Annotated in this window: 23 protein-coding genes; 8 read left to right on the forward strand and 15 right to left on the reverse strand. The window is 66.3% G+C overall.

The annotated features are described in order from the left end of the window. Nucleotides 1-14: 14 nt before the first annotated feature. Nucleotides 15-1,364 (forward strand): MFS transporter, encoded by a 1,350-nt coding sequence (locus BKA07_RS02450; protein ID WP_167949496.1) that lies wholly within the window; start codon nucleotides 15-17, stop codon nucleotides 1,362-1,364. Between the two features lie 119 nt (nucleotides 1,365-1,483). Here BKA07_RS02450 and BKA07_RS02455 read toward each other — a convergent pair whose 3' ends face one another. Next, nucleotides 1,484-1,873, reverse strand: a complete 390-nt coding sequence (locus BKA07_RS02455; RefSeq protein ID WP_167949497.1) for a type II toxin-antitoxin system VapC family toxin — start codon at nucleotides 1,871-1,873, stop codon at nucleotides 1,484-1,486. Further along, entirely contained in the window at nucleotides 1,857-2,108 is a 252-nt protein-coding gene (locus BKA07_RS02460; RefSeq protein ID WP_167949498.1) for a type II toxin-antitoxin system Phd/YefM family antitoxin, read from the reverse strand. Before BKA07_RS02460 ends, BKA07_RS02455 begins: the two co-directional genes overlap by 17 nt. A 122-nt stretch (nucleotides 2,109-2,230) precedes the next feature. On the opposite strand from BKA07_RS02460, the gene BKA07_RS02465 reads away from it, so the two are divergent. Next, nucleotides 2,231-3,310 carry a threonine/serine dehydratase gene (locus BKA07_RS02465; RefSeq protein WP_167949499.1) on the forward strand — a complete coding sequence of 360 codons (1,080 nt, stop codon included), beginning with the start codon at nucleotides 2,231-2,233 and terminating at the stop codon, nucleotides 3,308-3,310. Nucleotides 3,311-3,366: 56 nt separating this feature from the next. On the opposite strand, the gene BKA07_RS02470 is transcribed toward BKA07_RS02465, so the two are convergent. Then, entirely contained in the window at nucleotides 3,367-3,546 is a 180-nt protein-coding gene (locus BKA07_RS02470) for a hypothetical protein (protein ID WP_245161808.1), read from the reverse strand. Between the two features lie 110 nt (nucleotides 3,547-3,656). Continuing rightward, nucleotides 3,657-4,460 carry an ATP-binding cassette domain-containing protein gene (locus BKA07_RS02475; RefSeq protein WP_167949501.1) on the reverse strand — a complete coding sequence of 268 codons (804 nt, stop codon included), beginning with the start codon at nucleotides 4,458-4,460 and terminating at the stop codon, nucleotides 3,657-3,659. Between the two features lie 185 nt (nucleotides 4,461-4,645). On the opposite strand from BKA07_RS02475, the gene BKA07_RS02480 reads away from it, so the two are divergent. From BKA07_RS02480 to BKA07_RS02490, 3 genes are all read left to right on the forward strand, one after another. Beyond that, nucleotides 4,646-5,536, forward strand: a complete 891-nt coding sequence (locus BKA07_RS02480) for an IclR family transcriptional regulator (protein ID WP_167949502.1) — start codon at nucleotides 4,646-4,648, stop codon at nucleotides 5,534-5,536. Nucleotides 5,537-5,649: 113 nt separating this feature from the next. Further along, nucleotides 5,650-6,222 (forward strand): TetR/AcrR family transcriptional regulator, encoded by a 573-nt coding sequence (locus tag BKA07_RS02485; RefSeq protein WP_245161809.1) that lies wholly within the window; start codon nucleotides 5,650-5,652, stop codon nucleotides 6,220-6,222. Then, nucleotides 6,219-7,601, forward strand: a complete 1,383-nt coding sequence (locus BKA07_RS02490) for an MFS transporter (protein ID WP_167949503.1) — start codon at nucleotides 6,219-6,221, stop codon at nucleotides 7,599-7,601. The genes BKA07_RS02485 and BKA07_RS02490 overlap by 4 nt, the downstream gene beginning before the upstream one ends. A 25-nt stretch (nucleotides 7,602-7,626) precedes the next feature. Here BKA07_RS02490 and BKA07_RS02495 read toward each other — a convergent pair whose 3' ends face one another. Continuing rightward, the gene (locus BKA07_RS02495) at nucleotides 7,627-8,541 is read right to left on the reverse strand and encodes a LysR family transcriptional regulator (RefSeq protein ID WP_167949504.1); all 915 of its coding nucleotides are present in this window, start codon (nucleotides 8,539-8,541) and stop codon (nucleotides 7,627-7,629) included. A 72-nt stretch (nucleotides 8,542-8,613) separates the two neighbouring features. On the opposite strand from BKA07_RS02495, the gene BKA07_RS02500 reads away from it, so the two are divergent. Together BKA07_RS02500 and BKA07_RS02505 are read left to right on the forward strand one after the other, a co-directional pair. After that, nucleotides 8,614-10,137 (forward strand): aminotransferase class I/II-fold pyridoxal phosphate-dependent enzyme, encoded by a 1,524-nt coding sequence (locus tag BKA07_RS02500; RefSeq protein ID WP_245161810.1) that lies wholly within the window; start codon nucleotides 8,614-8,616, stop codon nucleotides 10,135-10,137. A gap of 66 nt (nucleotides 10,138-10,203) precedes the next feature. Continuing rightward, the gene (locus tag BKA07_RS02505) at nucleotides 10,204-11,190 is read left to right on the forward strand and encodes an Ldh family oxidoreductase (protein ID WP_167949505.1); all 987 of its coding nucleotides are present in this window, start codon (nucleotides 10,204-10,206) and stop codon (nucleotides 11,188-11,190) included. Nucleotides 11,191-11,328: 138 nt separating this feature from the next. Here BKA07_RS02505 and purU read toward each other — a convergent pair whose 3' ends face one another. From purU to glyA, 7 genes are all read right to left on the reverse strand, one after another. After that, a complete protein-coding gene (gene purU, locus BKA07_RS02510; protein ID WP_167952789.1) occupies nucleotides 11,329-12,183 on the reverse strand; it encodes a formyltetrahydrofolate deformylase in 855 nt (284 codons plus the stop codon). A 114-nt stretch (nucleotides 12,184-12,297) separates the two neighbouring features. Continuing rightward, nucleotides 12,298-13,716, reverse strand: a complete 1,419-nt coding sequence (locus BKA07_RS02515) for an L-serine ammonia-lyase (RefSeq protein WP_167949506.1) — start codon at nucleotides 13,714-13,716, stop codon at nucleotides 12,298-12,300. After that, nucleotides 13,716-14,429 carry a sarcosine oxidase subunit gamma gene (locus tag BKA07_RS02520; RefSeq protein ID WP_167949507.1) on the reverse strand — a complete coding sequence of 238 codons (714 nt, stop codon included), beginning with the start codon at nucleotides 14,427-14,429 and terminating at the stop codon, nucleotides 13,716-13,718. The genes BKA07_RS02515 and BKA07_RS02520 overlap by 1 nt, the downstream gene beginning before the upstream one ends. After that, entirely contained in the window at nucleotides 14,422-17,385 is a 2,964-nt protein-coding gene (locus BKA07_RS02525) for a 2Fe-2S iron-sulfur cluster-binding protein (protein ID WP_167949508.1), read from the reverse strand. Before BKA07_RS02525 ends, BKA07_RS02520 begins: the two co-directional genes overlap by 8 nt. Further along, a complete protein-coding gene (locus BKA07_RS02530; RefSeq protein ID WP_167949509.1) occupies nucleotides 17,382-17,714 on the reverse strand; it encodes a sarcosine oxidase subunit delta in 333 nt (110 codons plus the stop codon). Before BKA07_RS02530 ends, BKA07_RS02525 begins: the two co-directional genes overlap by 4 nt. A gap of 25 nt (nucleotides 17,715-17,739) precedes the next feature. Next, on the reverse strand, nucleotides 17,740-18,957 hold the full coding sequence (locus BKA07_RS02535; protein ID WP_167949510.1) for a sarcosine oxidase subunit beta family protein: 1,218 nt from the start codon (nucleotides 18,955-18,957) through the stop codon (nucleotides 17,740-17,742). Continuing rightward, nucleotides 18,957-20,414 carry a serine hydroxymethyltransferase gene (gene glyA / locus BKA07_RS02540; RefSeq protein WP_280712826.1) on the reverse strand — a complete coding sequence of 486 codons (1,458 nt, stop codon included), beginning with the start codon at nucleotides 20,412-20,414 and terminating at the stop codon, nucleotides 18,957-18,959. The genes BKA07_RS02535 and glyA overlap by 1 nt, the downstream gene beginning before the upstream one ends. 106 nt (nucleotides 20,415-20,520) lie before the next feature. Here glyA and BKA07_RS02545 point away from each other — a divergent pair, with 106 nt between their 5' ends. Beyond that, nucleotides 20,521-21,183 carry a GntR family transcriptional regulator gene (locus BKA07_RS02545; protein ID WP_167949511.1) on the forward strand — a complete coding sequence of 221 codons (663 nt, stop codon included), beginning with the start codon at nucleotides 20,521-20,523 and terminating at the stop codon, nucleotides 21,181-21,183. Between the two features lie 431 nt (nucleotides 21,184-21,614). Here BKA07_RS02545 and BKA07_RS02550 read toward each other — a convergent pair whose 3' ends face one another. From BKA07_RS02550 to BKA07_RS02560, 3 genes are read right to left on the reverse strand one after another with little or no spacing between them, the layout of a single operon-like run. Next, nucleotides 21,615-24,086: a cytochrome b/b6 domain-containing protein gene (locus BKA07_RS02550; protein WP_167949512.1), complete on the reverse strand. Its 2,472-nt coding sequence runs from the start codon at nucleotides 24,084-24,086 to the stop codon at nucleotides 21,615-21,617. Between the two features lies 1 nt (nucleotide 24,087). After that, nucleotides 24,088-25,074 (reverse strand): electron transfer flavoprotein subunit alpha/FixB family protein, encoded by a 987-nt coding sequence (locus tag BKA07_RS02555; RefSeq protein ID WP_167949513.1) that lies wholly within the window; start codon nucleotides 25,072-25,074, stop codon nucleotides 24,088-24,090. Between the two features lie 11 nt (nucleotides 25,075-25,085). Beyond that, nucleotides 25,086-25,862 carry an electron transfer flavoprotein subunit beta/FixA family protein gene (locus BKA07_RS02560; protein WP_167949514.1) on the reverse strand — a complete coding sequence of 259 codons (777 nt, stop codon included), beginning with the start codon at nucleotides 25,860-25,862 and terminating at the stop codon, nucleotides 25,086-25,088. Nucleotides 25,863-26,027: the final 165 nt, after the last annotated feature.

Below are 26,027 nucleotides of genomic sequence, written 5' to 3' on the forward strand. Positions count from 1 at the left end.
AGGAAATCTCACCCATGTCCACAGCCTCACCCGACGCAGCAGCACCCGTATCAGACCCTCGTGAGGAACGCCGGGTCCTTGCCGGCACCCTCGTCGGCACCACCATCGAGTGGTATGACTTCTTCATCTATGCGCAGGCCGCGGGCCTCATCCTCTCGACCCAGTACTTCGGTCCGCTCGCCACGGACAATCCGGCGCTCGGCCAGATCATGGCCTGGGCCTCGCTCGGGATCTCGTTTCTGTTCAGACCGCTGGGCGCGATCATCGCCGGCCACCTCGGCGACCGTATCGGGCGCAAGAAGATGCTCGTCCTCACGCTCATCGTCATGGGCGCCGCCACCTCGCTCATCGGGCTGCTGCCGAATTATGCGGCCATCGGCGTGGGCGCCCCCATTCTGCTGACGCTGCTGCGGATCCTGCAGGGCTTCTCCGCCGGCGGAGAATGGGGCGGCGCCGCGCTGCTCTCGGTCGAACATGCGCCGGTGCACAGGCGCGGTCTCTTCGGCGCCTATCCGCAGATCGGCGTGCCGGTCGGCATGATCCTCGCCACCGGGGTGATCTGGATTCTGACTACGCTTCTCACTCCTGAGCAGTTCGCGAGCTTCGGGTGGAGGATCCCGTTCCTGTTCTCCGTGGTGCTGGTGATCATCGGCTACTACATTCGCCGCCAGGTCGAGGAGTCCCCGATCTTCGCCGAGCTGGCCGAGCGCAAAGCGGAGTCCTCGGCGCCGCTGTCGACGCTGTTTCGGAAGAACACGAAGGAAGTCGTCCTCTCGGCGCTGATCTTCATCGGCAACAACGCGGTGGGCTACATGATCATCGCCTTCTTCGCTGCCTACGCCTCCCGGCCCATCGAGGACGGCGGCACCGTCGGCCTCGATCGGGCGCCCGTGCTCCTGGCCACGACCCTGGCGAGCTTCGGCTGGCTGGTCTTCACGATGTGGGGCGGGGCGCTGTCGGACAAGCTGGGACGCGTGCGCACCTTCCAGGTCGGCTACATCCTCCTCATCCTGTGGCTGGTCCCGACCTTCCTCATGATCGACATGGCCAACATCTGGATGTACGGCATCGGCATCTTCGTCTTCACCGTCGGCATGGGCCTGTCCTACGGTCCGATGTCGGCGATGTATGCGGAGATGTTCCCGCCGCAGGTCCGCTACTCCGGCGTCTCGATCGGCTACGCCCTGGGCGCGATCCTCGGCGGAGCCTTCGCCCCCACGATCGCCGAGAGCCTGCTGGCTCGCACCGGTTCGTCGCTGTCGATCGCGGCGTACATGATCGTCGTCTGCATCATCTCGCTGGTCGCCGTCAGCCTGGTCAAGGAACCCAAGGGCGTGCCGCTCGGTGTCGTCAAGCACCACTGAAACAGTCGGCCACGTCCTTCCGCCGAGGCGAGCGGGTTTCCCACCGGTGCCGAGGCGAGCCGGAGAGGCGAGTGAGATGCCGACCGGTGCCGAAGTGACCGTGGAGGTGCGACTCCTGCTCAGCCGACCCCGATGACCGGCTCCCCGTAGGCGAGGACTTTGGCGTCGGCAGTCAGAAGTTCGAGCCCTTCGGTTCGAGCCTGAGCGACGAGGATCCTGTCGAAGGGGTCCTGGTGGATGGGCGGCAGATCGCTGACGGCAATCGCGTGCGCCGAGGTGATCGGCAGCTCCCGGTAGCCATTCTCCATCAGCCCCCGCCGCAGTATTCGAGGATTGACGGAGAAGTCACCTCTCGCCAACGACGACTTGATCGAGACTTCCCATATACTCGCTGAACTGAACAGCAGATCGTTGGCCACATCGCCGATCCGACCGCGCGCCTCCGCGCTCAATCTCTCCGGCTCATACGCTGCCCAGAGGAGCAGGTGAGTATCAAGCAGAAGCAGCATCACCGGCTCCGAACAGCGCTTCGATCGGACCTGCTTCGAGTTCGTCGAAGTCCTCAGGGACCGCTCCATGACCGGCGAGGAATCCCAAACGCTGCTCCCGGTCCTCTTCCTCATAGCGAACGAGCCGCGCCACCGGAGTGCCCGCGCGGGCAATCGTCACCGACTCTCCCGCAGCAACTGCCTCGAGAAGACGGGAGAACTGAGTCTTCGCCTCATGGATATTCACGAAGGTCATCGACATCTCCTTCCACAGATCAGATGAGCTTAGTCCATTCGACTTAGTCTATCATTTTCGCCAGTGCGCGAGCCGACGCCGAGGCGCGCTTGCTAACCTGAGACCAACACCAAGGAGGTCCCATGACGCACCCCACACACTCGAAGTCGGCCCCATTGTCCTATCCCGATATCGAATCGGCCGCAGCGCGGATCGCAGGTCGGCTGCGGCCGGTGACGGTCGCCTCGGCTCAATCCGGCAACCGCCACGAGGCCCCGACTCAGACGGCAGCAACGTGGTCGGCACCGCCGAGCAGCGACCCGTCCGGTGCAGGCGTGCACTTCGCCCTCGAATTCATGCAGTACACCGGTACGTTCAAGGCCCGCGGGGCACAGAACTTCATCCACACGCACCTGGCCGAGGGCACCTTCCCCGAGGCCGGGGTGACGATCGCCTCGGGAGGCAATGCGGGACTGGCCTGCGCGTGGGCGGCCCGTGATGCCGGGGTGCCGGCGACCGTGTTCCTGCCCGCCGATGCGCCCGCCGTCAAGGTCGAGCGTCTGCGCAGCTACGGCGCCGAGGTCCGTCTGACCGGGTCCGAATACGCCGAGGCGGCCCTAGCCTGCGAGGAGTTCGTCGAGTCATCGGGTGCCCTGGCCTCACACGCCTACGACAATCCGCTCATCGCAGCCGGTGCGGGCACAATGATGACCGAGATCCTCTCGCAGATCCCCGACCTCGACACCGTCGTCGTCTCCGCCGGTGGAGGGGGTCTGTTCGCAGGCGTCGCCACGGCCGCGACCTTCCATGGGGTGCGCACCGTCGTGGTCGAGCCCGCGAACTGTCGAGCACTGAATGCGGCGTTGGAGGCGGGCGGGCCCGTCGATGTTCCGGTCGATTCGGTGGCGGCGGACTCGCTGGGTGCCAGGCGGGCCACGTCGTTGGCGGTCGCGGCGGCGCAGAACGATCTGATCACCTCGGTGCTCGTCGATGACGAACAGATCGTGGAGGCCCGACGTCATCTCTGGGGCGAGCATCGTCTGGCCGTCGAGCATGCGGCGGCGACTGCGTTGGCGGGAATCCACGGCGCAGATGGACACGGGGCCTCCGCGAATTCCGGGGGCTCCGCGGCGTCCGCTGCCTCCGCGAACTACGTTCCGGCACCCGATGAGAAGGTCTGCGTCGTTCTGTGCGGGGCGAACACCGGCCTCGGCGATCTCTGAGATTCCGCGACCTCCGGGCCACGGCCCGCAGCGCCCTCAGCGCGATCGACGGGGATCTAGCGCTGTTTGTCCTTCGACTTGAGGGCCTGCTTGATGAGGCCGAAGATGATCGCCGCGACAACGACGACGATGACGGCCTTGACGAGGAACCATACGATCGAGAACGCGACGTTGACCACCCACCACGCGATGATGATGGCGATGATTGCGCCCACGATGCTCCATACGGTACTCATCTTCATACTTCAAGCTTAGGCCTGAAGCAGATGCGTGCGCAATGGTCCAGATCACACGCGATGTAGCGCTCGCAGCACACGCGAGCACGCGCCCGGAGTCTCTACGGTGCCTATACGGCGACGGGACGGTTCCGGATCGCTCGGGCCGACCAGCGGCCGTCGGCGAACCCGACGTCGATCGGGTGTTCGAAGGCCGCGCTGACCTTGTCGCTGGTGAGCACCTCGGCGATCTCCCCTGCTGCGGTGAGTCTTCCGTCGGAGATCAGCATGGCGTGCGAGGTCGACTCCGGGATCTCCTCGAGATGGTGGGTCACCAGCAGCGTCGTCAGCTGAGGCGAGGTCACCGACAGGGAGTCGATCGTCTCGAGCAGCTGTTCGCGGGCGGCCACGTCGAGGCCGGTGGTCGGTTCGTCGAAGAGGAGCAGCTGCGGATCGGCGACGAGGGCACGCGCGACCAGTGCCCGACCACGCTCCCCTTGGGACAGGATCTTCCAGCCGGCATCGGCACGAGACCTCAGCCCCACCTCGGCGATGAGGTCATCGGCCTTCGCGACGTCGCCCGAGTCGGCCTCCCAGCGCATCGGCCACTCGATGGTCCCGGTCAGACCGGTGAGGACGACCTCGCGCACGGACAGGTTCGAACGCAGAGGATGCCGCGGATTGACATGACCGATATGGCGGCGCAGGGCCTGGAGTTCGACCCGACCCATGCGTTCGCCGAGGATGTCGACCGTGCCGGAGGAGGGGAACACCTGCGCCGAGGCGAAGCTGAGTATCGTCGACTTCCCCGCACCGTTGGGGCCGATGAGGACCCAATGCTCGCCGGCCCCGATGCGCAGATCGATGCCGTGGAGGATCTGCGTCTGCCCGCGTCGGAATGTCACGTCACTGAGCTCGAGGACCGTTGTGCTCACATCGCCTGCTTTCGTGCTTGTCGTCGTGCAGTACCGACCCGAGTCTAAGAGACTGGGGATCGGGCCCGCCTCCCGCGGCGTCGAGCTCTGTTCCACATCATGGATTCCAGGTGACGGCCGATGCCGGCGGCGCGGTCGAACGCGCTGGTCGAGCACCTCTGCCACGCACGGTCCATAATTGAGGCATGCACAACGGCGCCGACCCCCGTGACGAACACCGGATGAAGATGCGCGGAAAGATCCTGCGCCGTTCGGCGTCCTTCAACGTCGCCCATGCCGTCGACGACCTAGAGCCGGGGACCGGCGCTCAGAGCATCCAGCGCGCACTGTCTCTGCTGGGGCTCGTCGGCCTCATCGCCGGCGAGCGCAGCAGCGGTGCCAGCCTGTCCGAGGTCGCCTCGATCAGCGGCCGCCCCAAGGCCAGCGTCCACCGCATGCTGCAGGCGCTCATCGCCATGGGCTACGTCGAACGCCTCGACGAAGGCGGCTACCGCCTCGGCGTGCAGTCGCAGATCCTCGGCCAGCTCGCCCAGAAGTCCGTCGACCCTCTGGTCACGGAGTCTGAGTCGAGCCTGCTGCGCCTGGCCGAGCTCAGCCGGGACACAACCTTCCTCACCGTGCGCACCGGCAGCTATTCCATCTGCGCCCGCCGCGAGGAGGGCTTCGGCGAGATCCTCAACAACGCCCTGTCCGTGGGCGACCGCCACCCGCTGGGCATCGGCGCCGGCAGTCTCGCGATCCTCTCCGAACTCTCCCCCGCCGAGGTGGACGCCCAGTTCGAGGCCAACGCTCAGATATTCGCCGAACGCTACCCCAAGGTCTCGGTCGCGGCCCTGCGCGACATCATCGACCAAGCTCGCATCGACGGCTTCGTCCACAACCCGGGCCTCTTCGCCCAGGGCTCCTGGGCGGTGGGCGTGCCCCTGCGGATCCGCGGCAGTCGCCCCCGTGCGGCCCTGTCGATCGCTTCCATCGCCGACCGCGTCACCGGGCCCCGGGTCGAACGCCTCGTCGCCCTGCTGCGCCGCGAGGCCACAACCATCAGCGAGGCGCTGAGCGACCACCCGAATCCCTGAGATTCGCGATTCAGGTCCCGTCCTGTCTGCCGAACCATCTCACCGCACCCGTCTCGACGGACGAATCCTCTTAAATCAGCAGTTACTAACTACTAACTGATACTGTGCTGCTCATGGCACAGCGCATGAGCGGAGCAGACCGCCGCAGACAGGTCCTCGGGATCGCCGCAAAAGAATTCGCCGAACACGGTCTGCACGGAGCCTCGACCGAAGCGGTCGCTCGCGAGGCGGGCATCACCCAGGCTTACGTCTTCCGCATGTTCGGCACGAAGAAGGCACTGTTCCTCGAGCTCGTCACCTCAGCCTTCGACCGAGTCAGCGACGGGATGCTCTCGGCTGGAGAAGGCAGCACGGGACGGGATTCGCTCGAGCACATGGGCGCCCAGTACTACGACCTGCTCGCCGATCGACATTCGCTGCTCCTTCAGCTTCAGGGACTCGCCGCATGCGGCGACGCCGAGGTCAAGGCGGTCGTCCGGGAGAGATTCGCGAAGATGTGGCACACCGTCGCCGACACCACCGACCTCGATCCAGTCACCGTCAAGACTTTCCTCGCTTTCGGCATGCTGCTCAACGTCGGAGCGGCACTCAACGTCGACGATCTCGACGAAAGCTGGGCAGAAGGCATCCGCACCCGCATCAAGCCCGGACTCTTCGATCACATCGACGACGACACCAACCGATGACCTCGTCCGTCGGAGTCACGAACGAACGCACGCTGTCGGCCGCGATCATCGTCATCGCGCTCCTCGGAGCCGTGATCGGCGGAGTCGGTGCTCCGCTCATCACCTCGGCAGCCCTCGAACTCGACGTCCCGCTCGAAGCAGCCCAGTGGACTCTCACTCTCACGCTGTCCTCCGGAGCCGTCACAGCGCCAGTGCTCGGCCGCCTCGGCGCAGGTCCGTACCGCCGCCAGACCGTCCTCATCGCGCTCGGACTCGTCACCCTCGGCGGCCTTCTCACCGCACTGCCTGCAACGCTGACGGTGCTGCTGATCGGACGAGGACTGCAGGGGCTGGGGCTCGGAGTGACGCCCCTGCTCATGGCTGTCGCCCGCGACAATCTCGAGTCGGACCGAGCCGAACGCACCATCTCCACGGTCTCGGTCGCATCGACCGTCGGCATCGGTGTCGCCTACCCCCTGATGGGACTCCTCGACGAGGCAGCCGGTCTGCGCATCGCCTACGGACTCGGCTTCCTCCTGTCGCTGACCGCGACACTCATCGCGTGGCGAACAGTTCCCGCCAGCGACTTCCGTCGCTGCGTCCCGATCGATCTCACGGGTGCCGCATTGCTGGGCATCGGCGTCCTCGGACTGCTCATCGCCGTCGCCCAGCCAGCGGTCTGGGAGCCTGTATGGCTCGGCGGAGCGATCCTCGGCATCGCCGCCGCGGCATTCGCCGCTTGGACAGTGGTCGAGCGCCGGACACCCTCCCCTCTCGTCGACCTGCGTCTCTTCCTCGATAGCAATGTCCTCCGCTCGAATGCGGCAATGCTCGCCTCGGGAATCGCCATGTATCTGCTCTTCTCGCTGCTCACCCGCTATGTCCAGACTCCTGCCGACTCCGGTTACGGCTTCGGCCTGTCCGGCCTGGCCGCCGGGGCAGCACTCATCCCGTTCTCGGCGCTCGGCTTCGTCGCCGGCCGGATCACTCCCCGACTGTCGAAATCGACCTCACCACGGACGACGTTCACCGTCCACTCCGTCGTAATCGTGTCGGCGATGATCGTCTTCGCACTCGCGGCAGAGTCTCTGACCGCCGTCCTGGCGGCGATGAGCCTGCTCGGTTTCGGAGTCGGTGGGATCTCGGCGATCATGCCGCGCCTCGTACTCACCGGAGTGCCGAAGTCGGAGACCTCGAGCGTGCTTGCGATCAATCAGATCGTTCGGTCCACCGGTTTCAGCATCGGCAGTGCTGTGGCTGGTCTGCTGCTGGCCTTCGCCACCCATGGCAGCGGCGTGTTCCCACCGCAGTCCGCTTACAGCGCCAGCGCACTGTGGGCCCTGCCGCTGGTGGTGCTCAGCGTCGCCATCATTGCAATCCCCAGGCGCCCCGTGCGCTGAGGGCCGTGCCTCTCAGATGAATCTCCTACCTCGCCGAGGTGGCTCCGCGTTCGGCGACCACCGTCTCCAGAATATCCCGGATCCACCCGACAGCAGCCGGGACCGGGCCTGCGCGGGTGACGAACGAGACGCGACGCCGTCCCAAGTCCTGCTCGGCCGGTCTGACGGCGACGTCGAAACCCGTGTCGACCGCCGCCTCGGTGGTCAGTGCGCAGCCGAGCCCCTCGGCGACGAGACCGTGGATCATGTAGAGATCGTCGCTGCGCATGAGCTCACGCACCTCGAGGCTGAGCGATCGGTAGACCCGGTTGAGCACACGTGTCGAGGCCTCTGACTCATTGCGGCTGAAGATCCAGGCGGTCTCGCCCATCTGCGAGAAGTCCAGCACATCGTGGGCGGCCAACTCCCCGTCACGGGCGACCATCACGCGATAGGGCTCCTCGAGCAGGGTGCGCAGCTTCAGCTCGGGCCCGGCGAATTCGGGCAGCTCGGGAACGTCGTAGATGAGGCCGGCGTGGATCTCACCGGTGTGCAACATGCGGACAACCTCGGTGGGTTCGGCCTCGACGACCTCGACGTGCACGGACCGACGCCGCTGCAACTCGGCGATCGCCGCCGGCAGCAGCCGCGACCCGATCGAGGAGAAGGTGCCGACGCGCAGTGTCACGACTCCGGCGTCGCGCTGCGCAGTCACGATCCTCTCAGCCCGATCGATGCGGGCCAGGACCGGTTCGATCTCCGCGGCGAAGGAATCGCCCAGCGGGGTGAGTCGGACGCCCCTGCGAGTACGGTCGACGAGTTTTATCCGCAGGTGGGATTCGAGGGTGCGCAGGTGATGGGTCACGGTCGGGACTCCGTGGCCGAGCACCTCGGCGGCGCGATTGAGGCTCCCCTCGGCCCTGATAGCCAGGAGCACCCGGAACTGCTGCAGATTCATCATGATAGACACTATGACACTGTGGACGATTTCTTGCTATATCGTAGTCATCCAGTCATTCCTAATGTGGGTCCTATGCGAGCCGATACCGACCTTCACTTCGACACAACCGCAGCCATCGACCCTCGCCAGCACACGGCCCCCTACGCCGAGGCAGTCCGCTCCCTGGCAGCCGAGGACTGGCAGCGCCTGCACGTGCCCGCCCATCAGGGCAGCCGCGATCATGCTCCCGGTCTGGCCGAAGTCGTCGGCGAAGCCGGCATGGGCATCGACTTCCCCGTGCTCTTCAGCGGCGTCGACCAGGAGAACTGGCGCATGATCAACCATGATCGCGTCACCCCGATCCTGGCCGCCCAGCGGCTGGCCGCCGAGGCCTGGGGAGCGTCCCGCACCTGGTTCCTCACCAACGGCGCCTCGGGTGGCAACCACATCGCCACGACCATCGTGCGCGGACTCGGGCGCGAATTCGTCGTCCAGCGCAGCGTCCACTCCTCCGTCATCGACGGCGTCACCCACGCCGAACTGCGCCCGCACTTCGTCCACGGCCGCGTCGATCCCGGCCTCGGCTCCTCCCACGGCGTCACCCCGGCCCAGGTCGAATCCGCCCTGACCGAGCACCCGGGCTCCGCCGCCGTGTACCTCGTCTCCCCCAGCTACTTCGGTGCCGTGGCCGACATCGCCGCCATCGCCGAGGTGGCGCATCGTCATGGTGTTCCCCTCATCGTCGATGAGGCCTGGGCGTCCCACTTCGGAATGCACTCGATTCTGCCCGTCAATGCGGTCCGCCTCGGCGCCGATCTCGTCATCTCGAGCACCCACAAGGGTGCCGGCTCGCTCGCGCAGTCCGCGATGGTCCACCTCGGTCACGGTCCGCTGGCCCAGCACATCGAGACGCTGGTCGATCGGGTCGTGAAGTCGTACCAGTCGACCTCGTCCAGTGCGATCCTGCTGTCTTCGCTCGACGAGGCGCGCCGTCACCTCGTCACCCACCCCGAGGCGATCGAGTCGGCACTGGGCACCGCCGAGGAGATCCGGAACCGAATCCGCGACGACTCCAGGTTCCGCGACGCGACTCCCGACATCCTCGGCGGTGATGACGCGATCGACAACGACCCGTTCAAGGTCGTCATCGACACTCGCGGGGCAGGCATCACCGGCGAGGATGCCCAATACCGGCTCATCCGTGACCACCGGATCTACTGCGAACTGGCCACGCCCTCGGCGCTGCTGCTGCTCATCGGCGCCACCTCACCCGTCGACGTCGACCGATTCTGGACGGCGCTGCAGGCGCTGCCGACGTCGGCCTCCGAGCCGGAGCGACCCATCGTCCTGCCCGGCAGCTGCGAGAAGCGTCTCGAGATCAGCGACGCCTACTTCGCTGAGGCTCAGACGGTCCCTTTCGCCGAGGCGGTCGGTCGGATCTCCGCCGATGCCTTGGCCGCGTACCCGCCCGGTGTGCCCAATGTTCTTCCCGGTGAGGTGCTCAGCGCCGAGGTCGTCGAGTTCCTCCGCGCGACCGCCGTTGCCCCTTCGGGCTACGTCCGCGGTGCCCAGGATTCGCGGATGGACACATTCAACGTCGTGGCCGAGATACGCTGAAGCATCGCCGCTGCGCGTCCACTCCACCTGCACAGATGCCAAGTAGGCTCCGGTAACGTGAAGGGCATGCCCACGACCGACTCGCCGACAGCCTCTCTGCCCATCACCGAACTCGAAACGCTGTGCTCGTCAGCGATTGTGTCTGCGGGTGGTTCACCGGCGTTGGCCGATTCCCTCGCCGCCGCCACCGTGGCGGCCGAACGGCGGGGCAAGACACAGGTCGGAACCGCACACCTCTTCGACTACCTCGACGGACTCGAAGCCGGACGCATCAACGGCTCCGCCGAACCTCGACACACCAGCCGCCTGCCGGCCGCGCATCACGTCGACGCCGATCGCGGCATCACCCAGCTCGCCTTCGACGAGGCGTTCGAGGAATTCACCGAGGCTGTCGAGACTTTCGGGATCTCGATCCTCAACATCGCGAATGCTTTCCCTGCTGGAGAGCTCGGGTACTACACGGTCCGCCTCGCCCAGAGAGGGCTCGTCACCCTGGCCGGAGCCAACTCCCCGGCGCTCATGTCGCTCTTCGGTTCATCGGAGCCCGTGACGGGAACGAATCCCCTCTCCTTCGCCGTCCCCCATGTCGGCGGCCCGCGCATGTTCGATCAGGCGAGCAGCGAGACTGCCTGGGTGAATATCCGCGACGCAGCCGATCGCGGCGCATCGATCCCCGAAGGCTGGGCCCAGGGCCAGGGCGGTGCAGCCACGCTAGATGCCGAAACCGCACTCGCCGGCTCGCTGTTGCCATTCGGCGGTGTCAAGGGAAGCAACCTCGCCCTCATGATCGAACTTCTCGCCGTCCAGGGTGGCAGCCGATTCTCCGTCGACGCCCCGGTCATCGACGAAGGGAACGAGAACCCGGAGACCGGACTCTTCGTCATTGCGATCGCCCCGGATGCCTTCGACCCGGGGTACACCCAGTGGGTCGAAGAACACCTGGAGCGCCTCGACCGCGACTTCGGCATCGCCTTCGGACGCAAACGCAACAACGAGCTCATCGAGCTGCCTCGCGATATCCACACGGCCCTCGTCGAACGCTCCCGAGCATGATACGACGAGCGGCCCAGTAAGCGCCGTGCAGCCCGTTGAGCACCGTGAGGCGACCCGCGCTCCGAAAGCAGACGCACGACCTCTGCTCTCGGCGCTCCGTCATACTTTCGGTGAAGTTTCGATCGCGCCCGCCGCTCCTCACCGCAGGACGACGGTCCGCTTCCCCGAGAGGAACACGCGTCCGTCGGCGTGCCACTTCACGGCATTGGACAGGGCTTTGCACTCGGCGTCGCGTCCGGCGGCGACGAGGTCCTGCGGGCCGAAGGAGTGATCGACGTCGACGAGCTGCTGAGCGATGATCGGGCCCTCATCGAGTTCGCTGTTGACGAAGTGCGCGGTCGCACCCACGATCTTGACTCCCCGCTCCCAGGCCTGGTGATAGGGCTTGGCTCCCTTGAACGAGGGCAGGAACGAGTGGTGGATGTTGATCGCACGCCCTGTGAGCTCGCGCGCCAGGTCGTCGGAGAGCACCTGCATGTAGCGGGCGAGCACGACGAGGTCGACTTCGAAGCGGTCGACGAGTTCGAGCAGCTTCGCCTCGGCCTCGGGCTTGGTCTCCTTGGTCACCGGGATGCGGAAGAACGGGATGTGGTGCCATTCGACGAGTTCGCGGTGGTCGGGATGGTTCGACACCACGGCCGCGATCTCGATGGGCAGCTCGCCGATCTGAGCGCGGAACAGCAGGTCGTTGAGGCAGTGTTCGAACTTCGAGACCATGACGAGCACCCGCCGCTTCTCTCCCTGCGGCCACAGCTGCCAGTTCGCGTCGAACTCGGTGCCGATGGCCTCGAAGTCCCGGCGCAGGTCATCGATCGCACCGTTCGAGCCTTCCTCGATGCTGAAGTCGATGCGCAGGAACAGTCGTTCGGCGTACTGATCGTCGAACTGCTTGAGCTCCTTGATGTCGCCTCCGTGCGTGAGGAGGGCACCGGTGACGGAATGGAGAATGCCCGGGCGTTCGTCGCATTCGAGGGTGAAGATGTAGTCCTGCATGTCCATGTCTTCCTGTTCGGTCGTGCGAAGTCTGATGTGGCACGAGTTCTGTGATGGTGCCGAATTCCGTCCGGCAGTGGCAGTGCACCTGTACAGCCCGAGAGATCGTTCTGCTCAGCATTCGATGACGTTGACGGCGAGCCCGCCGCGTGAGGTCTCCTTGTACTTCGATTTCATGTCCGCACCGGTCTGGCGCATCGTCTCGATCGCCTGATCGAGACTCACCCGGTGACTGCCGTCGCCGTGCATGGCCAGCCTAGCCGCGTTGATCGCCTTCACCGAGGCGATGGCGTTGCGTTCGATGCAGGGAACCTGGACGAGGCCGCCGACCGGGTCGCAGGTCAACCCCAGATTGTGTTCGAGACCGATCTCGGCGGCGTTCTCGACCTGCTCGGGAGTCCCGCCGAGGACTGCGCACAGCCCGGCGGCAGCCATCGCACACGCGGATCCGACCTCGCCCTGGCAGCCGACCTCGGCACCGGAGATCGAGGCGTTGCGCTTGAACAGGAGCCCGATCGCACCGGCCGTGAGCAGGAACGTCACGACTGCGTCGTCGCTCGCCCGCCCGGCCTCGGCGAGACTCCCCGATGCCTCTGCGTTCACCGCGTCGACATCGCCGACGACGAACCGATCCATGTAGTGCAACACTGCGGGGATGATGCCTGCTGCCCCATTCGTCGGCGCGGTGACGATCCGCCCGCCCGAGGCGTTCTCCTCGTTGACGGCGAGCGCATAGAGGTTGACCCATTCGAGGGCGTCGAGGGACCCCGATGCCCGGTACTCGGCCGCCTCGAGCCTCGCACGCAGCTCAGGTGCCCGTCGCCTGACCTTGAGGTCGCCGGGCAGTTCCGTCTCGTTCCGGGTGCATCCGTTGTGCACGCATTCGCGCATCACCGCCCAGATGTCGAGCAGCTGTTTGCGCAGGAGCTCCTCGTCCTGACGTTCTCCTTCGTTGACGGCCATGAGTTCGGCGATGGACAGATCATGCTCACGGCACAGTTCGAGCAGTTCGTCGGCCGCCGAGAACTCGAGGCGATCGGGTGTGTCCGCAGCTTCGAGGGCCATCTCGTCCTCGGTGACGACGAACCCTCCTCCGATCGAGTAGTACTCACGGTCGATGACCTCCCCGTCCACCTCGGCGCTGATCCGCATCCCGTTGGGGTGGCCGGGAAGGGATTCGCGCGGATGAAGGGTGAGGTCGTTCTGCCGATCGAAGGCAACGACCCGTCGCCCGCCGAGGTGGAGCCTGCCCTGATCGCGCACCTCGGCGACCAGCGGTGCCACGCTGTCCGGGTCGAGGGTCTCCGGTTCCATGCCGCTGAGTCCGGCCAGGACGGCGGAGTCCGATCCATGGCCGATCCCGGTCGCACCGAGGGACCCGAACAGGCCGACCCTGATCCTGTCGACTCGCTCGAGCTTTCCCTCGGCGCCCAGCTCATCGACGAAACGCACTGCCGCTCGCATCGGCCCCACGGTGTGCGAGGAGGAGGGGCCGATGCCGATGGAGAAGAGGTCGAGGACGCCGAGTGCCATCAGCCGGTCCCCTCCTCCGCCGCAGGGCTGCCGACGACACCCGAGGCGCTGTCGTCGACATTCGCCGCGCCGCCGTCTGCGACGAACTCCGCCATTCCGTCGAGCAGCCAGCGGACGGTGAAGTCAGCGAAGCTCGCCCGCGGGTACACACGGTATTCGAGGTCCGCAGCATGGTGCAGGATGACCGGCACCGGCCCCAGCTGGGTGACGATCGCCGTGCCCACACCGAAGGCGCGGGGGTGGAGGTCGGCACGCACGCTCTTCTCGAGGACTTCACAGGCCTTCGACCCGGACAGCTCGATGATCGTGCGATTCGCGGACAGATCCACGGCCTGTCCCGGCAGCCCTTCGAGTGCCGCCTCGGCGACGAGGGTCTCGCCCGGACGCTGTTGTCGGGAGACGTCGACGGCGAGGAACTCATCGGGACTGAGCCAGATCGCATGCAGGCCGGCCGAGTCTCCGGTGACTTCCCCGACCTCCCGGGGCAGGCTGATCCCGAGCGCGGATTCGAGTGCGTCGGCCGAGTCGGTCCCAGGGGTGCATCTCAGTCCGATCTGGACGGTGAACGCTCGTTCGCGCAGACCCACGACCCGACCTCCCGCCTCGGTGGCGGTGGCCATCTCCTCGGTAAGATGCGCGGCGGGTGAGACGCGCAGGGCGTTGATCTCGTCAATGGTCTCGAGTGTCTGTGCGCTGTGGGTTGTTTCAGCCATCGCGGCGGTTCCCTTCTGGATCGTAGAAGACGGGAGAGGTGATCTCGACGTCGACCAAGCTGTCGCCGATCGGGGACTTGACGATCTCGCCCGCCCGGTTCCGGCCGTTCTCGACGAGTGCGAGGCCGAAGGGCCTCTCCAGGCTCGAGGAGAGGTAGGAGGAGGTGACGTGGCCGATCATCGGGACCGGTCCCGCCTCGGGAGTGACCGGGGTGCCCGAGGTGATGAGCTGCGCACCCTCGGCCAGTCGGGTCGTGCCGTCGACGGGGAGGACCCCGACGAGGTGCTTGCGGTCCTCGCGAGCGGTGTCGACTCGTGAGTACGAGCGCTTGCCGATGAAGTCCTTGAACTTCGACACGATCCAGTCCATGCCCGCATCGGCCGGGGTGACGGTGCCGTCGGTGTCCTGACCGACGATGATGAAGCCCTTCTCCGCGCGCAGGACGTGCATGGTCTCCGTGCCGTACGGGGTGATGCCGAACTCGGCCCCCGCCTCGGCGACTGCTTCCCATACTCTCAGCCCGTAGAAGTTCTCGACGTTGATCTCGAAGGCGAGTTCGCCGGAGAACGAGATGCGGCAGATGCGGGCCGGGATTCCGCCTTCCAACGTCGTCTCCCGGAAGCCCATGAACTCGAAGGCCTCGTTCGACACATCGAGGTTCGGGGCGAGCTTGGCGATGACGTCCCGGGACTTGGGTCCGGCGACCGCGATCGTGCTCCATTCCTCGGTCACCGAGGTGAAGACGACGTCGAGGTGGGGCCATTCCGTCTGGTGCCATTCCTCGAGCCATTCGAGGACGGTGGCCGCACCGCCGGTGGTCGTGGTCATGTAGTAGCGGTCCTCGGCCACGCGCAGGGTGACGCCGTCGTCGAAGACCATGCCGTCGGGCTTGCACATGAGTCCGTAGCGTCCCTTGCCGACCTTCAGCTTCTTGAAGCCGTTCGTATAGATCTGGCCGAGGAACTCACCGGCATCGGTGCCCCGGATCTCGATCTTGCCCAGCGTCGAGGCGTCCTGGAATCCGACCGACTCGCGCACGGCCCGGCACTCGCGCAGCACCGCTGTGTCCATGTCCTCTCCGGCCTGCGGGAAGTACCAGGGGCGCTTCCACTGACCGACGTCCTCGAATTCGGCGCCGTGCTCCACGTGCCAAGGGTGGATGGCGGTGATGCGAGCGGGGTCGAAGAGCTCACCCTTGCGGCGACCCGCCAGTGCGGCGAAGGGAATCGGGGCGAAGGGGGCTCGGAAGGTGGTGTGGCCGACGCTTCCGAGGTCGTTCTCCCCGAGGATGCCGGCGATGGCGCCGATGGCATTGACCGCGCTCGTCTTCCCCTGGTCGTTGGCCGTCGAGATCGAGGTGTAGCGCTTGATGTGCTCGACCGAGCGCATGCCGGCGTTCATCGCCCGCTGCACATCGGCGACGGTCTGGTCGCGCTGGAGGTCGATGAAGTGCGTGGTCAGTCCGGTGTGGTCATCGCTGGCCGAAGTGACCAGCCACAGTGGGCGCGCCGGGGCACAGGGAACCGGCGCTGCCGTCGGAACGCTGAGCGTCGCGGAGAATCCGGTGCGGTCAGCAGCCTCGTTGCCGGCCTCGGCGCCCTGCCTGAGAGCCGCTTCGAGGGGGTAGTCGCCGTTGACGGCTCCGACTGTGAACTGGTCGCGCACAGGGGTTCTCGGGACGAATCCCGCGATGTCCTCACGCCATTCGATGGGCCCCTTGCGCTGTCCGTGCAGGTGGATGACGGGTGAGAATCCGCCCGCCACGGCCAGCACGTCCACGTCGATGATCTCGGGATCACCGGTGGCCACACCGTCCTCGTCGAGGGCCGAGACCGTGATCGCGCTGACGCGACCGGCAGGGCCCTCACCTGCAGTGTCGCTGACCGCGGAACCGAGGATGAGCCGGGTTCCGGTTTCCCGGGCAACATACTCGGCCATCGCCGAGGCTGTTGTCCGCGAGTCGATGATCGCCGGCACCTCGATGCCTGACGTGTGAAGATCGGCGAGCAGCTCGTAGGCCGAGTCGTTCGTCGCAGCGATCGCGACGCGCTGTCCTGCAGCGACGCCGTAGCGATTGAGATAGGTGCGCACGGCTGAGGCGAGCATGATGCCCGGACGGTCGTTGTTGGCGAAGACGATCGGCCGTTCATGTGCTCCGGTGGCCAGCACGACCTGCTGCGCGCGGATGTGCCAGACCCGCTGGCGGGTGCCCGGGCGAGAAGAGCCGCGCTCCGGTGCACCGGCTCCCCCGTTTTCGACGAGGTCATGCGTGCGGTCCTCGAGTGCGACGAAGAAGTTCGAATCATAGCTGCCGAAGACGGTTGTGTTCGCTCGGTAGGTGAGTTCCTCCGCCTCGGCGAAGTCAGCCACGGTGGACTCGATCCACGTGGTGGCGGGCACACCGTCGATGCTGTCTGCCGAACTCGCCAGCAGCGACCCCCCGGGAGCGGACCGGTCGTCGAGCAGCAGTGTTCGGGCGCCGGACTTGCCGGCTTCGCGCGCGGCGGCGAGTCCGGCCGGGCCCGCTCCGACGATGAGGACATCGGTGTGGACGTGCTTGTGTTCGTAGACGAGTTCATCCTGGTCGGGATCGAGGATGCCGAGGCCCGCGAGGTAGTCGGCCTCGAGCCCTTCAGTGATCGCCACACGGGTCGCGGGCAGCATCGATTCGCAGACATCGCCGGGGATGCGCCCCCTGACGCGGACGAGGGCGTTCGACTCCTCGATTCCGGCGCTGAGAATGCCGCGCGGGCGTTTCAGGTAGGTGGAATCGCCGCAGTCGATGCGACCGGCCGCGATAAGCGCGCTGGCGATGGTGTCGCCGGCGAAACCGGTGTACTCCTGGCCGTCGACGGTGAAGGTGATGGGACGCGTCTGGTCGATGCCTGTCGCGGCCGGCGAACGAGTCGTATCGGACAGACGGGCCGTTTCGGGAGAACGGGTGGGGTGCGTCATCGGACCGCTCCTTCGGATTCGGTGGTCGAGGAGGTTTGTGGAGCAGCCGCGGCGTGGGTGTCGGGCCGCGCCTGGCCCATGGGATAGACGGCGATGAAGTCGTAGGTGACGGTGTCGCGGACGGCATTGAACCATTTGCGGCAGCCGAGGCTGTGGCTCCAGCGTTCGGCGTAGGCTCCGCGGTCGTTGTCACGGTAGAAGAGGAACTGAGCCCATTCCCTGTCGGACAGGGCGTGGGGGTCCTTCGGGTACTCGACGTGGGCCTGTCCCCCGTAGTGGAACTCGGTTTCGTCTCTGGGCCCGCAGTTCGGGCAGCTGATGAGAAGCATGGGTGTCCTTCCTGTTCTGACCCGCTCAGTGGGCCACGGCCGCTGCGCCGTGCTCGTCGATGAGGTGACCGGTCTCGAACCGGTCGAGGGCGTAGGGGGCATTGAGCGGGTGCGGTTCATCGTTCGCGATGGTGTGGGCGAAGGTGAGCCCGGCCGCGGGTGTGCCCTTGAAACCGCCGGTGCCCCAGCCGCAGTTGGCGTAGAGCCCGTCGACCTCAGTCTTCGACACGATCGGGGAGGCGTCGAGGGTGACGTCGACGATGCCGCCCCAGGTGCGCAGCACATGTGCGCGGGCGAAGATGGGGAAGAGCTCGACCGCGGCCGCCAGCTGCTCCTCGATGACGTGGAAGCCGCCTCGTTGGCCGTAGCCGTTGTAGGAGTCGACGCCGGCGCCCATGACCAGCTCGCCCTTGTGCGCCTGGGAGACGTAGACGTGGACGTGGTTGGACATGACGACGGTCGGGTGCACGGGTTCGAAGAGTTCGGACACCAGGGCCTGGAGGGGGTGGGACTGGATCGGCAGGCGGATGCCGGCCATGTCGGCGAGCACCGAGGAGTCTCCGGCCACGCACATGGCGACCTTCTCGGTGGCGATATCACCACGGGTGGTCTGGACCCCGACGACCTTGTCGCCGATGCGCTCGATTCCGGTGACCTCGCAGTTCTGGATGATGTCGACGCCCATCTCATCGCATTTGCGGGCGAAGGCCCAGGCCACATGGTCGTGCTTGGCGATCCCGGCACGCGGCTGGAAGGTCGCGCCCATGACCGGGTAGCGCAGGTCGTCGCCGATGTTGATGATCGGGCAGACTTCCTTGACCTGCTTGGGGTCGAGCCATTCGGCGTCGACGCCGTTGAGCGCGTTCGCGTTCACCCGGCGCTGGGACTCACGCACGTCCTGCAGCGTGTGGGCGAGGTTGAGCACACCGCGCTGGGAGAACAGGAAGTCGTAGTCGAGTTCCTCGGGCAGCTGCTCCCAGAGCTTGAGGGACTTCTCGTACATCGCAGCCGACTCGTCCCAGAGGTAGTTCGAGCGGATGATCGTCGTGTTGCGCGCCATGTTGCCGCCGGCCAGCCATCCGCGCTCGAGGATCGCGATGTTGGTCATGCCGTGGTTCTTCGCGAGGTAGTAGGCGGTGGCCAGGCCGTGTCCGCCGCCGCCGATGATGACGGCTTCGTAGGACTTCTTCGGCTCGGGGTTGCGCCACAGGAAGTCTGGGTGTTCCGGTGGGAGGTCAGCCATCAGCGTGCTCCGATCTCTGAGATTGCGGGGTAGAGCGGGTGGTCGCCGGCGAGCCGGGTGACCCGGCCGCTCAGTTCGGCGATGGTCTCGGGGCTTGCGCCACCTTCGGCCGCACCGGCCTTGAGCACCTCGGCGATGATGTCGGCCACCTCGGCGAAAGCGGGCGAGCCGAATCCGCGGCTGGCCAGCGCCGGGGTACCGATGCGCAGCCCCGAGGTGACCATCGGCGGGCGCGGATCGTTCGGCACGGCATTGCGGTTGACGGTGATGCCGATACGGGCGAGCAGGTCTTCGGCCTGGGCTCCGTCGAGTACGGAATCGCGGAGATCGACGAGGACGAGGTGGACGTCCGTGGCACCGGTGAGGACCGTGATGCCGCGTTCGGCGACGTCATCTTCGCCGAGGCGGCGCGCCAGTTCGTACGAGCCGGCCAGGGTCCGCTTCTGCTTGTCGACGAAGGTGTCGGTGGCCGCGAGTCCGAAGGCCACGGCTTTGCCGGCGATGACATGCTCGAGTGGGCCGCCCTGCTGGCCGGGGAAGACTGCAGAGTTGATCTTCTTCGCGATGTCCGCGTCGTTGGTGAGGATGATGCCGCCGCGGGGCCCGCCGAGTGTCTTGTGCGTCGTCGAGGACACCACATGGGCGTGCGGCACCGGTGAGGGATGCAGACCCGCCGCGACGAGTCCGGCGAAGTGGGCCATGTCGACCATGAGGTAGGCGCCCACCGAATCGGCGATGCGGCGGAACTCGGCGAAGTCGAGCTGACGGGTATAGGCGGACCAGCCGGCGACGATGAGCTTCGGCTGCTGCTCATGGGCGAGACGTTCGACCTCGGCCATGTCCACGCGGCCTGACTCCTCGTCGACGCCGTAGGGGACGATCGAGTAGAGGCGGCCGGAGAAGTTGATCTTCATCCCGTGGGTGAGGTGGCCGCCGTGGGCGAGGTTGAGGCCGAGCACGGTGTCACCGGGGCGGATGAGAGCGTGCATGACAGAGGCGTTGGCCTGGGCTCCCGAATGGGGCTGGACGTTGGCGTAATCGGCGCCGAAGAGCTCCTTGACGCGGGCGATGGCGATGCGCTCGATCTCGTCGACGTGCTCGCAGCCGCCGTAGTAGCGGCGGCCCGGGTAGCCCTCGGCGTACTTGTTCGTCAGCACGGACCCCTGCGCGGCCATGACCGCTGCCGGAGTGTGATTCTCCGAGGCGATCATCTCGAGGCCTTCGCGCTGACGGTGCAGCTCGGCATCGATGAAGCCGGCGATCTCGGGATCGAGTTCGCCGATGGGCACGCTCAGTTCGACCGGCTCTCTGCTGTCGAACTCCACGGTCGACTGTGAGTGCGACAGTGCGGGTGGTTGTGCCGCCTGCTGCGTGGGCGGCTGTGCCGGCGGCTGCGCGGGCGGCTGTGCCGGCGGCTGCGCGGGCGAGGCGAGAGGCTCGACGAGTTGTTCTGACATGTGATCTCCTTCGACCATTTGATCATCAACTAATATATCAGATGCGTTCCTGTAGTCTATGCAGAGGAAGCAGCAGAACGCAATGAGTGATCGGGGAGTTCTTTTCATGCAGTCGTCGGCCGAAGCGGTGTCCCAGAAGTCATCCCTTGCCGATCACGCCTATGAGATCCTCCGCCATCGCCTCATCATGCTCGACATCGCCCCCGGCGACCCCATCAACGAGGCTGCGCTCAGTACCGAACTCGACGTCGGACGGACCCCGATCCGTGAGGCGCTCAAGCGCTTGGAGAGCGATCACCTCGTCGTCTCCTACCCGCGCCGCGGGACGTTCGCGAGCAATGTCGACCTCAAGGATCTGTCGACGATCTCCGAGATGCGGGAAGTCCTTGAGCCCATCGCCGCACGCAAGGCAGCCAACAACCTCACCCCTGAGCGTCGCCGCGAGTTCGAAGCCACAATCACTGACCTGCGCGCGCTGAGTGCCGCTGATGAGCCGCGTGCCCTCATGGAGCGCGACCTCGAGGTCCACCGCCTCATCTATCACTCAGTCGACAATCCGCACCTGATGGAGACCCTCGTCCGCCTCGACGATCTGGCCACCCGGATCTGGTGTCTCGTCATCCCTCGCATCCCGGACCTCATCGGCCACATCCGCGAGCACATCGACCTTCTCGAGGCGATCCTCGAAGGCAAGGAGGCGGCCGTCGAGGCCCACGCCGCCGAACACGTCCGCGAATTCGACAGGACACTGCGCTCCGCTCTGCGCTGAGGCCTGCGCCGCCCTGCGCTAAGTCCTGTGCCGGCCCTGCGCTGAGGTGCCACGCACAGAGGTGGCAGACACCCCCCCGAGGTGACACGCCACCACACCGAGCGGCCGCGCCAAGCAACGGCCCTCGGCACGCGTACCTCCCCAAACACCGCATGCGTCTGCCCAGACCCCCAACGGTCGGCAAGTTCTGGTCGAATTTTCGCTCTCGATCGATGAGGATTTGCCACCAGTTGGCGCCATCGCAGGATACGACGAAGCCCCCGCAGAATCGAATCATCCTGCAGGGGCTTCGGTGTCTCATCGCCGGCACCCGTTGCCGCTTGGTGCCCCAGCTACTGGACCCCTACGGGAGGAGGCCCTCCGACTGGACGCTCAGCGACTGGAGGCCCACCAGCTAGACGCCCACCAGCCGGAAACCTACCGGCTGTAATCTAGCGGCTGGAGACGCGTCCGAACATGTTCGCGATCGGTGCCAGCAGCATCGGCCTGGCAGCGAACCACCCGCCGGCGATGACGGCCAGTGACACCACGAACCAGATGAATCCGACCCAGTTCAGGTCATCCGAACCCCCGTACATGTGGTTGAGGTTCTGACGCATGCCCGTGGCGAGCACGAGGAACACGTGGATGAGGATGAACACGACGAAGAAGATCATCGTCGGGAAGTGGATCGCTCGTGCCAGCGGAGCCGGATAGATCTTGTTGAGCTTCGCAACGTCCTTCGGCCACCACTCGCTCATCCGCACACCGGTGATCGCAGCCAGCGGGGCAGCGATGAACACGACGATGAAGTACATCAGCTGCTGCAGCGAGTTGTAGTTGACCCACCCGTCTTCAGCGGGCCAATCCAACATCGCATACTGCAGCATCGCCGAGACGGCGTTCGGGAAGACCTCCCAGCTCGTCGGCACGATCCGCGCCCAGTGTCCGGAGATGAACAGCAGCACGACGAAGATGACGCCGTTGGCCAGCCACAGCAGATCGATGCCTGTGTGGAACCACAGGTTGATGCTGACCTTCTTGCCACCCTTCTTCGGGGTGTAGAAGGCCGGTGGCTTCTGCTGGTGACGCACCTGCAGTCCCGAACGGATGATGAGGACCATGAAGAACACATTGAGGAAGTGCGTCCACCGTGCCCATCCGGGGAATCCGTCGTCGACGAACTCCGGCAGATGGTATTCGCCCGGGTAACGTTCGAGGAATTCGGGCACACCGGGCAGAGTCGTCAGCCCGCGGGCTGCGAGGACCAGGATTCCGGCGACGACGATGAGTCCGCCGAGTCCGAGGCCACCGAGCTTCGCCCACTGCCCCACGGACTTCGAACCGATCATCGTCGGTTCCTTCTTCTTCGCCGCTGCGGTCTTGGTCGCCGCCGAGCCCGAAGCCGCTGTCGACTTGGCCGGTGCGGACGCAGGTTTCTCTGTCGGCTTGGCCGCGGGCTTCGCGGTCGGCTTGTCCGTGGCCTTCGCAGCAGGCTTGCTCATCGGCTTGCGCTGCGCGGGGCCAGTCGACTTCGGCAGTCCGGAGCGGGCCGGTTTCTTTTCCGCCGAGGTGGCCGCTGGCTTCTGGTCGGAACTCGAACCCGCCGCAGCTGCACCGGCACCGACTGCTGCGGCGCCCGCTCCAGCGGCGGCTGCCGGAGCAGCCGAAGAGGAGTCGGCCGACTTCTCGGAGTCGACCTGAGCAGGTTCTTCTGCGGCAGGCTTCTCGGCCGAGGTCGATGCGGCAGGCTTCTCGGCCGAAGCGGCAGCGCCTGCGCCGCTCGAAGCGGCGGTGTCAGTGTCGGCGGAAGCGGAGGTGTCGGTCGAGGTCGGTGCGGCACCGGCGGATGCCGGCGCGAAGCCCTCTGGGGGCCACGGATCTCCGCCCGCGACACGGGGCAGCCCACGGCGCAGAGGCGTATCGCTGAGCTCATCGGATGACTTCTTCCCGGTGGCGGCGACCGCGGCGCCCGCGCCTGCAGCCGCACCGACGGCTCCGGCCGTTGCCGCAGCTGGGGCAGCCGATGACCCTTCTGCGTCGCTGGACGTCTCACCTGCTGCGGGAGCCGCATCGGCAGCGGATGGACTCGATTCCGCAGAGGTCTCGGTCGCGGGAGCAGACTCGGCCATGTGACCAGACGAGGACGTCGAGGTCGCGGAGGCGGCCTTCGCACCGGCGGGAGCAACACCCTCCGGCGGCCACGGATCTCCACCGGCGACGCGGGGCAGACCGCGACGCAGAGGAACATCACCGGCCGGCGCGGACTCGGCACCCGATTCAGCCACAACAGGTTCGGACGCGGCAGATTCAGCGGCAGGCTCGGTGTCCACCGGAGCTGCGGCTGCCGGCTCCTCCGGAGCATCGGAACCGGCGACCGCGGCAGTGCCGACCGCCGCGCCGGCGCCCGCGGTGGCAGCGGCGGCCGGGGCTGCAGCAGACGAAGCACTCGAGGGTGCTTTCGCGCCTGCAGGCGCGAGACCCTCAGGCGGCCACGGTTCGCCGCCTTCGACGCGGGGCAGGCCCCTGCGCAACGGAACCTCACTGGTTGATCCCGCATCCGCATCGGATGCGGCGGCAGTTCCAGCCGCTGCCCCGGCAGCGACGCCGGCGGCGCCGACTGCCGCACCGGTCCCGACGGAAGCGGACGCTTCGGTCTCTTCGGCGGTGTCGGCATCGGCAGGTTCGGCTGACGACTCAGCGTCAACGGACTGCTCGCCGGCGACCGACTCTCCCGTATCAGCCGGCTCGATCGGCTCAGCCGAGTCATACCCCTCGGCCGCATCTACCGACTCGTCGGCGTCTTCCGGCTCCGGAGACATGCCCGGCTCGACCGGCTCACCGATAGCCCCCTCTGGGGGCCACGGCTCACCGCCCGGAACTCTGGGCAGGCCCGAGCGCAGCGAACTGGAGTAGGTGGCCATATCAGGATTTGTTCTCTTTCAAGGTCTCGATCGACTGCGGAACGATCTTGAACAGGTCGCCGACGACGCCGTAATCGGCGATGTCGAAGATCGGCGCTTCGCCGTCCTTGTTCACCGCAACGATGGTCTTCGAGGTCTGCATGCCGGCCTTGTGCTGGATCGCACCGGAGATGCCGAGCGCGACATAGAGCTGCGGCGACACGGACACGCCGGTCTGTCCGACCTGGTGGGACTGAGCGATGTAGCCGGCATCGACGGCGGCACGCGAGGCACCGAGAGCCGCACCGAGCACATCGGCGAACTCACCGACGAGTTCGAAGGACTCCTCCGAACCCACACCTCGGCCGCCGGAGACGACCTTCGAGGCACCACGCAGTTCGGGACGCGAGGAGGTCTCGACGACGGCTTCGAACGACTCGACCTGAGCCGAGCGCTTGCCGGAATCGGCAACCTCGAGAACCTGGGAGTTCACGGACTGGGCCTGACCGCGGGTCTCGATGGAGCCCTGCCGGACGGTGACGACGGGAGCGCCGAAGGTCGGGGCCGAGGAAGCGGTGTAGCCGCCGCCGTAGACCGAGTGGTGGGCCACGATTCCTTCACTGTCGCGCTCGACGCCGAGGGCGTCGACGGACACGGCCGATCCGCTGCGGACGGCGAAGCGTCCGGCGATGTCCCTGCCGTCGATCGAGTGCGGGATGAGGATGGCATCGGGCGCGGTGAGGTCGCTGGCAGCGCTCAGGGCGTCGACGGCGAAGGTGCCGAGGGCGGAGTCGGTCTCGGGCACCTCGGCGATGAGGACCTGCACGGCACCGAAGGACGCGGCTTGCTGAGCGGCGGCCTCTCCGCGGCCCGCAGGTGCCAGCACCAGCGCGACGGGGGTGCCGATCTCACCGGCGCCGCCGATCAGCTCGGCGGCCGGCTTCTCCAGCTGGCCCTCGGAGTCGGCGGTGAGGACGGAGAGAATGGAGTCTTGTGGGAATTCGGACATATCGATTCTCCTTAGGCCAAACGGTTCTTGATGAGGAAGTCGGCGAGTTCTGCTCCGCCGTTTCCTTCGTCGACGATCTTCTCTCCGGCTTCACGTGGCGGCTTCTCCGCCACCGTGACCATGATCGATCGTGCAGTGGACTGGTCGTTCGCGTCGATGTCGAGGTCGGACAGGCCTATGACCTCGAACGGCTTCTTCTTCGCGGCCATGATCCCCTTGAAGTTCGGGAAACGGGCCTCGGGAAGCGCCTCGGTGATGGAGATGACGGCCGGGAGCTCGGCGCTGACTTCCTGCTTGCCGCCCTCGACTCCGCGGGTGCCGGTGACCTTGCCATCAGCGATCTCCAGCGCACTCAGGCCCGTCACATGCGGGAGGTCCAGGTGCTCGGCGAGCATGGCCGGCATCATCCCGCCGTTGCCGTCGGTGGAGACGTTGCCGGTCACGACGAGGTCGAACTCGCCACGGCGGATGGCCGCTGCCAGAACCTCGGCGGTCAGGCCCAGGTCGGCACCGAGGAGTTCCTCGTCGGACACGTGCACGGCGTTGTCCGCGCCCATGGCCAGGCCCTTGCGAATCGTGGCGGTCGCGGTGTCGGGTGCCATCGAAACGACGGTCACCTCGGTTCCGTCGTTGCCGTCCTTGTGGGAGAGTGCGACTTCGAGTGCACGCTCACCGATTTCGTCGAGGACCGCTTCCGAGGCGGCACGATCCGCCAAACCGGTCTCCAAATTCAGTTTCCGATCCCCGTATGTGTCCGGGACCTCTTTGACCAACACCGCGATCTTCAAGGATGGCTCCTATTCCATGGGGCAGTTCCAGCTGGTATGAGACTTCTGTCTCATAATCTACAGCCAGCGCAATTTCATTCGGCACCCGGGGTCCTGATCGAAACCCGGAAAAGTTCTCAATGAATCATCTTACGTCCTGTGTGCCACAGCTAACATGCCTATTGT

Origin of the sequence: Brevibacterium marinum, from assembly GCF_011927955.1 — a bacterium.
Taxonomy (GTDB): Bacteria; Actinomycetota; Actinomycetes; order Actinomycetales; family Brevibacteriaceae; genus Brevibacterium; species Brevibacterium marinum.

Bases quoted from the DNA above. Each gene is read 5' to 3' on its own strand.
- BKA07_RS02545 (WP_167949511.1), top strand. From the start codon at position 20,521: ATGCAGTCGTCGGCCGAAGCGGTGTCCCAGAAGTCATCCCTTGCCGAT.
- BKA07_RS02490 (WP_167949503.1), top strand. From the start codon at position 6,219: ATGACCTCGTCCGTCGGAGTCACGAACGAACGCACGCTGTCGGCCGCG.
- BKA07_RS02505 (WP_167949505.1), top strand. From the start codon at position 10,204: ATGCCCACGACCGACTCGCCGACAGCCTCTCTGCCCATCACCGAACTC.
- BKA07_RS02520 (WP_167949507.1), bottom strand. From the start codon at position 14,429: ATGGCTGAAACAACCCACAGCGCACAGACACTCGAGACCATTGACGAG.
- BKA07_RS02530 (WP_167949509.1), bottom strand. From the start codon at position 17,714: ATGCTTCTCATCAGCTGCCCGAACTGCGGGCCCAGAGACGAAACCGAG.
- BKA07_RS02470 (WP_245161808.1), bottom strand. From the start codon at position 3,546: ATGAGTACCGTATGGAGCATCGTGGGCGCAATCATCGCCATCATCATC.
- purU (WP_167952789.1), bottom strand. From the start codon at position 12,183: ATGCAGGACTACATCTTCACCCTCGAATGCGACGAACGCCCGGGCATT.
- BKA07_RS02450 (WP_167949496.1), top strand. From the start codon at position 15: ATGTCCACAGCCTCACCCGACGCAGCAGCACCCGTATCAGACCCTCGT.
- BKA07_RS02550 (WP_167949512.1), bottom strand. From the start codon at position 24,086: ATGGCCACCTACTCCAGTTCGCTGCGCTCGGGCCTGCCCAGAGTTCCG.
- BKA07_RS02460 (WP_167949498.1), bottom strand. From the start codon at position 2,108: ATGACCTTCGTGAATATCCATGAGGCGAAGACTCAGTTCTCCCGTCTT.
- BKA07_RS02535 (WP_167949510.1), bottom strand. From the start codon at position 18,957: ATGGCTGACCTCCCACCGGAACACCCAGACTTCCTGTGGCGCAACCCC.
- BKA07_RS02465 (WP_167949499.1), top strand. From the start codon at position 2,231: ATGACGCACCCCACACACTCGAAGTCGGCCCCATTGTCCTATCCCGAT.
- BKA07_RS02555 (WP_167949513.1), bottom strand. From the start codon at position 25,074: ATGTCCGAATTCCCACAAGACTCCATTCTCTCCGTCCTCACCGCCGAC.
- BKA07_RS02480 (WP_167949502.1), top strand. From the start codon at position 4,646: ATGCACAACGGCGCCGACCCCCGTGACGAACACCGGATGAAGATGCGC.
- BKA07_RS02515 (WP_167949506.1), bottom strand. From the start codon at position 13,716: ATGGCACTCGGCGTCCTCGACCTCTTCTCCATCGGCATCGGCCCCTCC.
- BKA07_RS02495 (WP_167949504.1), bottom strand. From the start codon at position 8,541: ATGATGAATCTGCAGCAGTTCCGGGTGCTCCTGGCTATCAGGGCCGAG.
- BKA07_RS02455 (WP_167949497.1), bottom strand. From the start codon at position 1,873: ATGCTGCTTCTGCTTGATACTCACCTGCTCCTCTGGGCAGCGTATGAG.
- glyA (WP_280712826.1), bottom strand. From the start codon at position 20,414: ATGTCAGAACAACTCGTCGAGCCTCTCGCCTCGCCCGCGCAGCCGCCG.
- BKA07_RS02500 (WP_245161810.1), top strand. From the start codon at position 8,614: ATGCGAGCCGATACCGACCTTCACTTCGACACAACCGCAGCCATCGAC.
- BKA07_RS02525 (WP_167949508.1), bottom strand. From the start codon at position 17,385: ATGACGCACCCCACCCGTTCTCCCGAAACGGCCCGTCTGTCCGATACG.
- BKA07_RS02485 (WP_245161809.1), top strand. From the start codon at position 5,650: ATGGCACAGCGCATGAGCGGAGCAGACCGCCGCAGACAGGTCCTCGGG.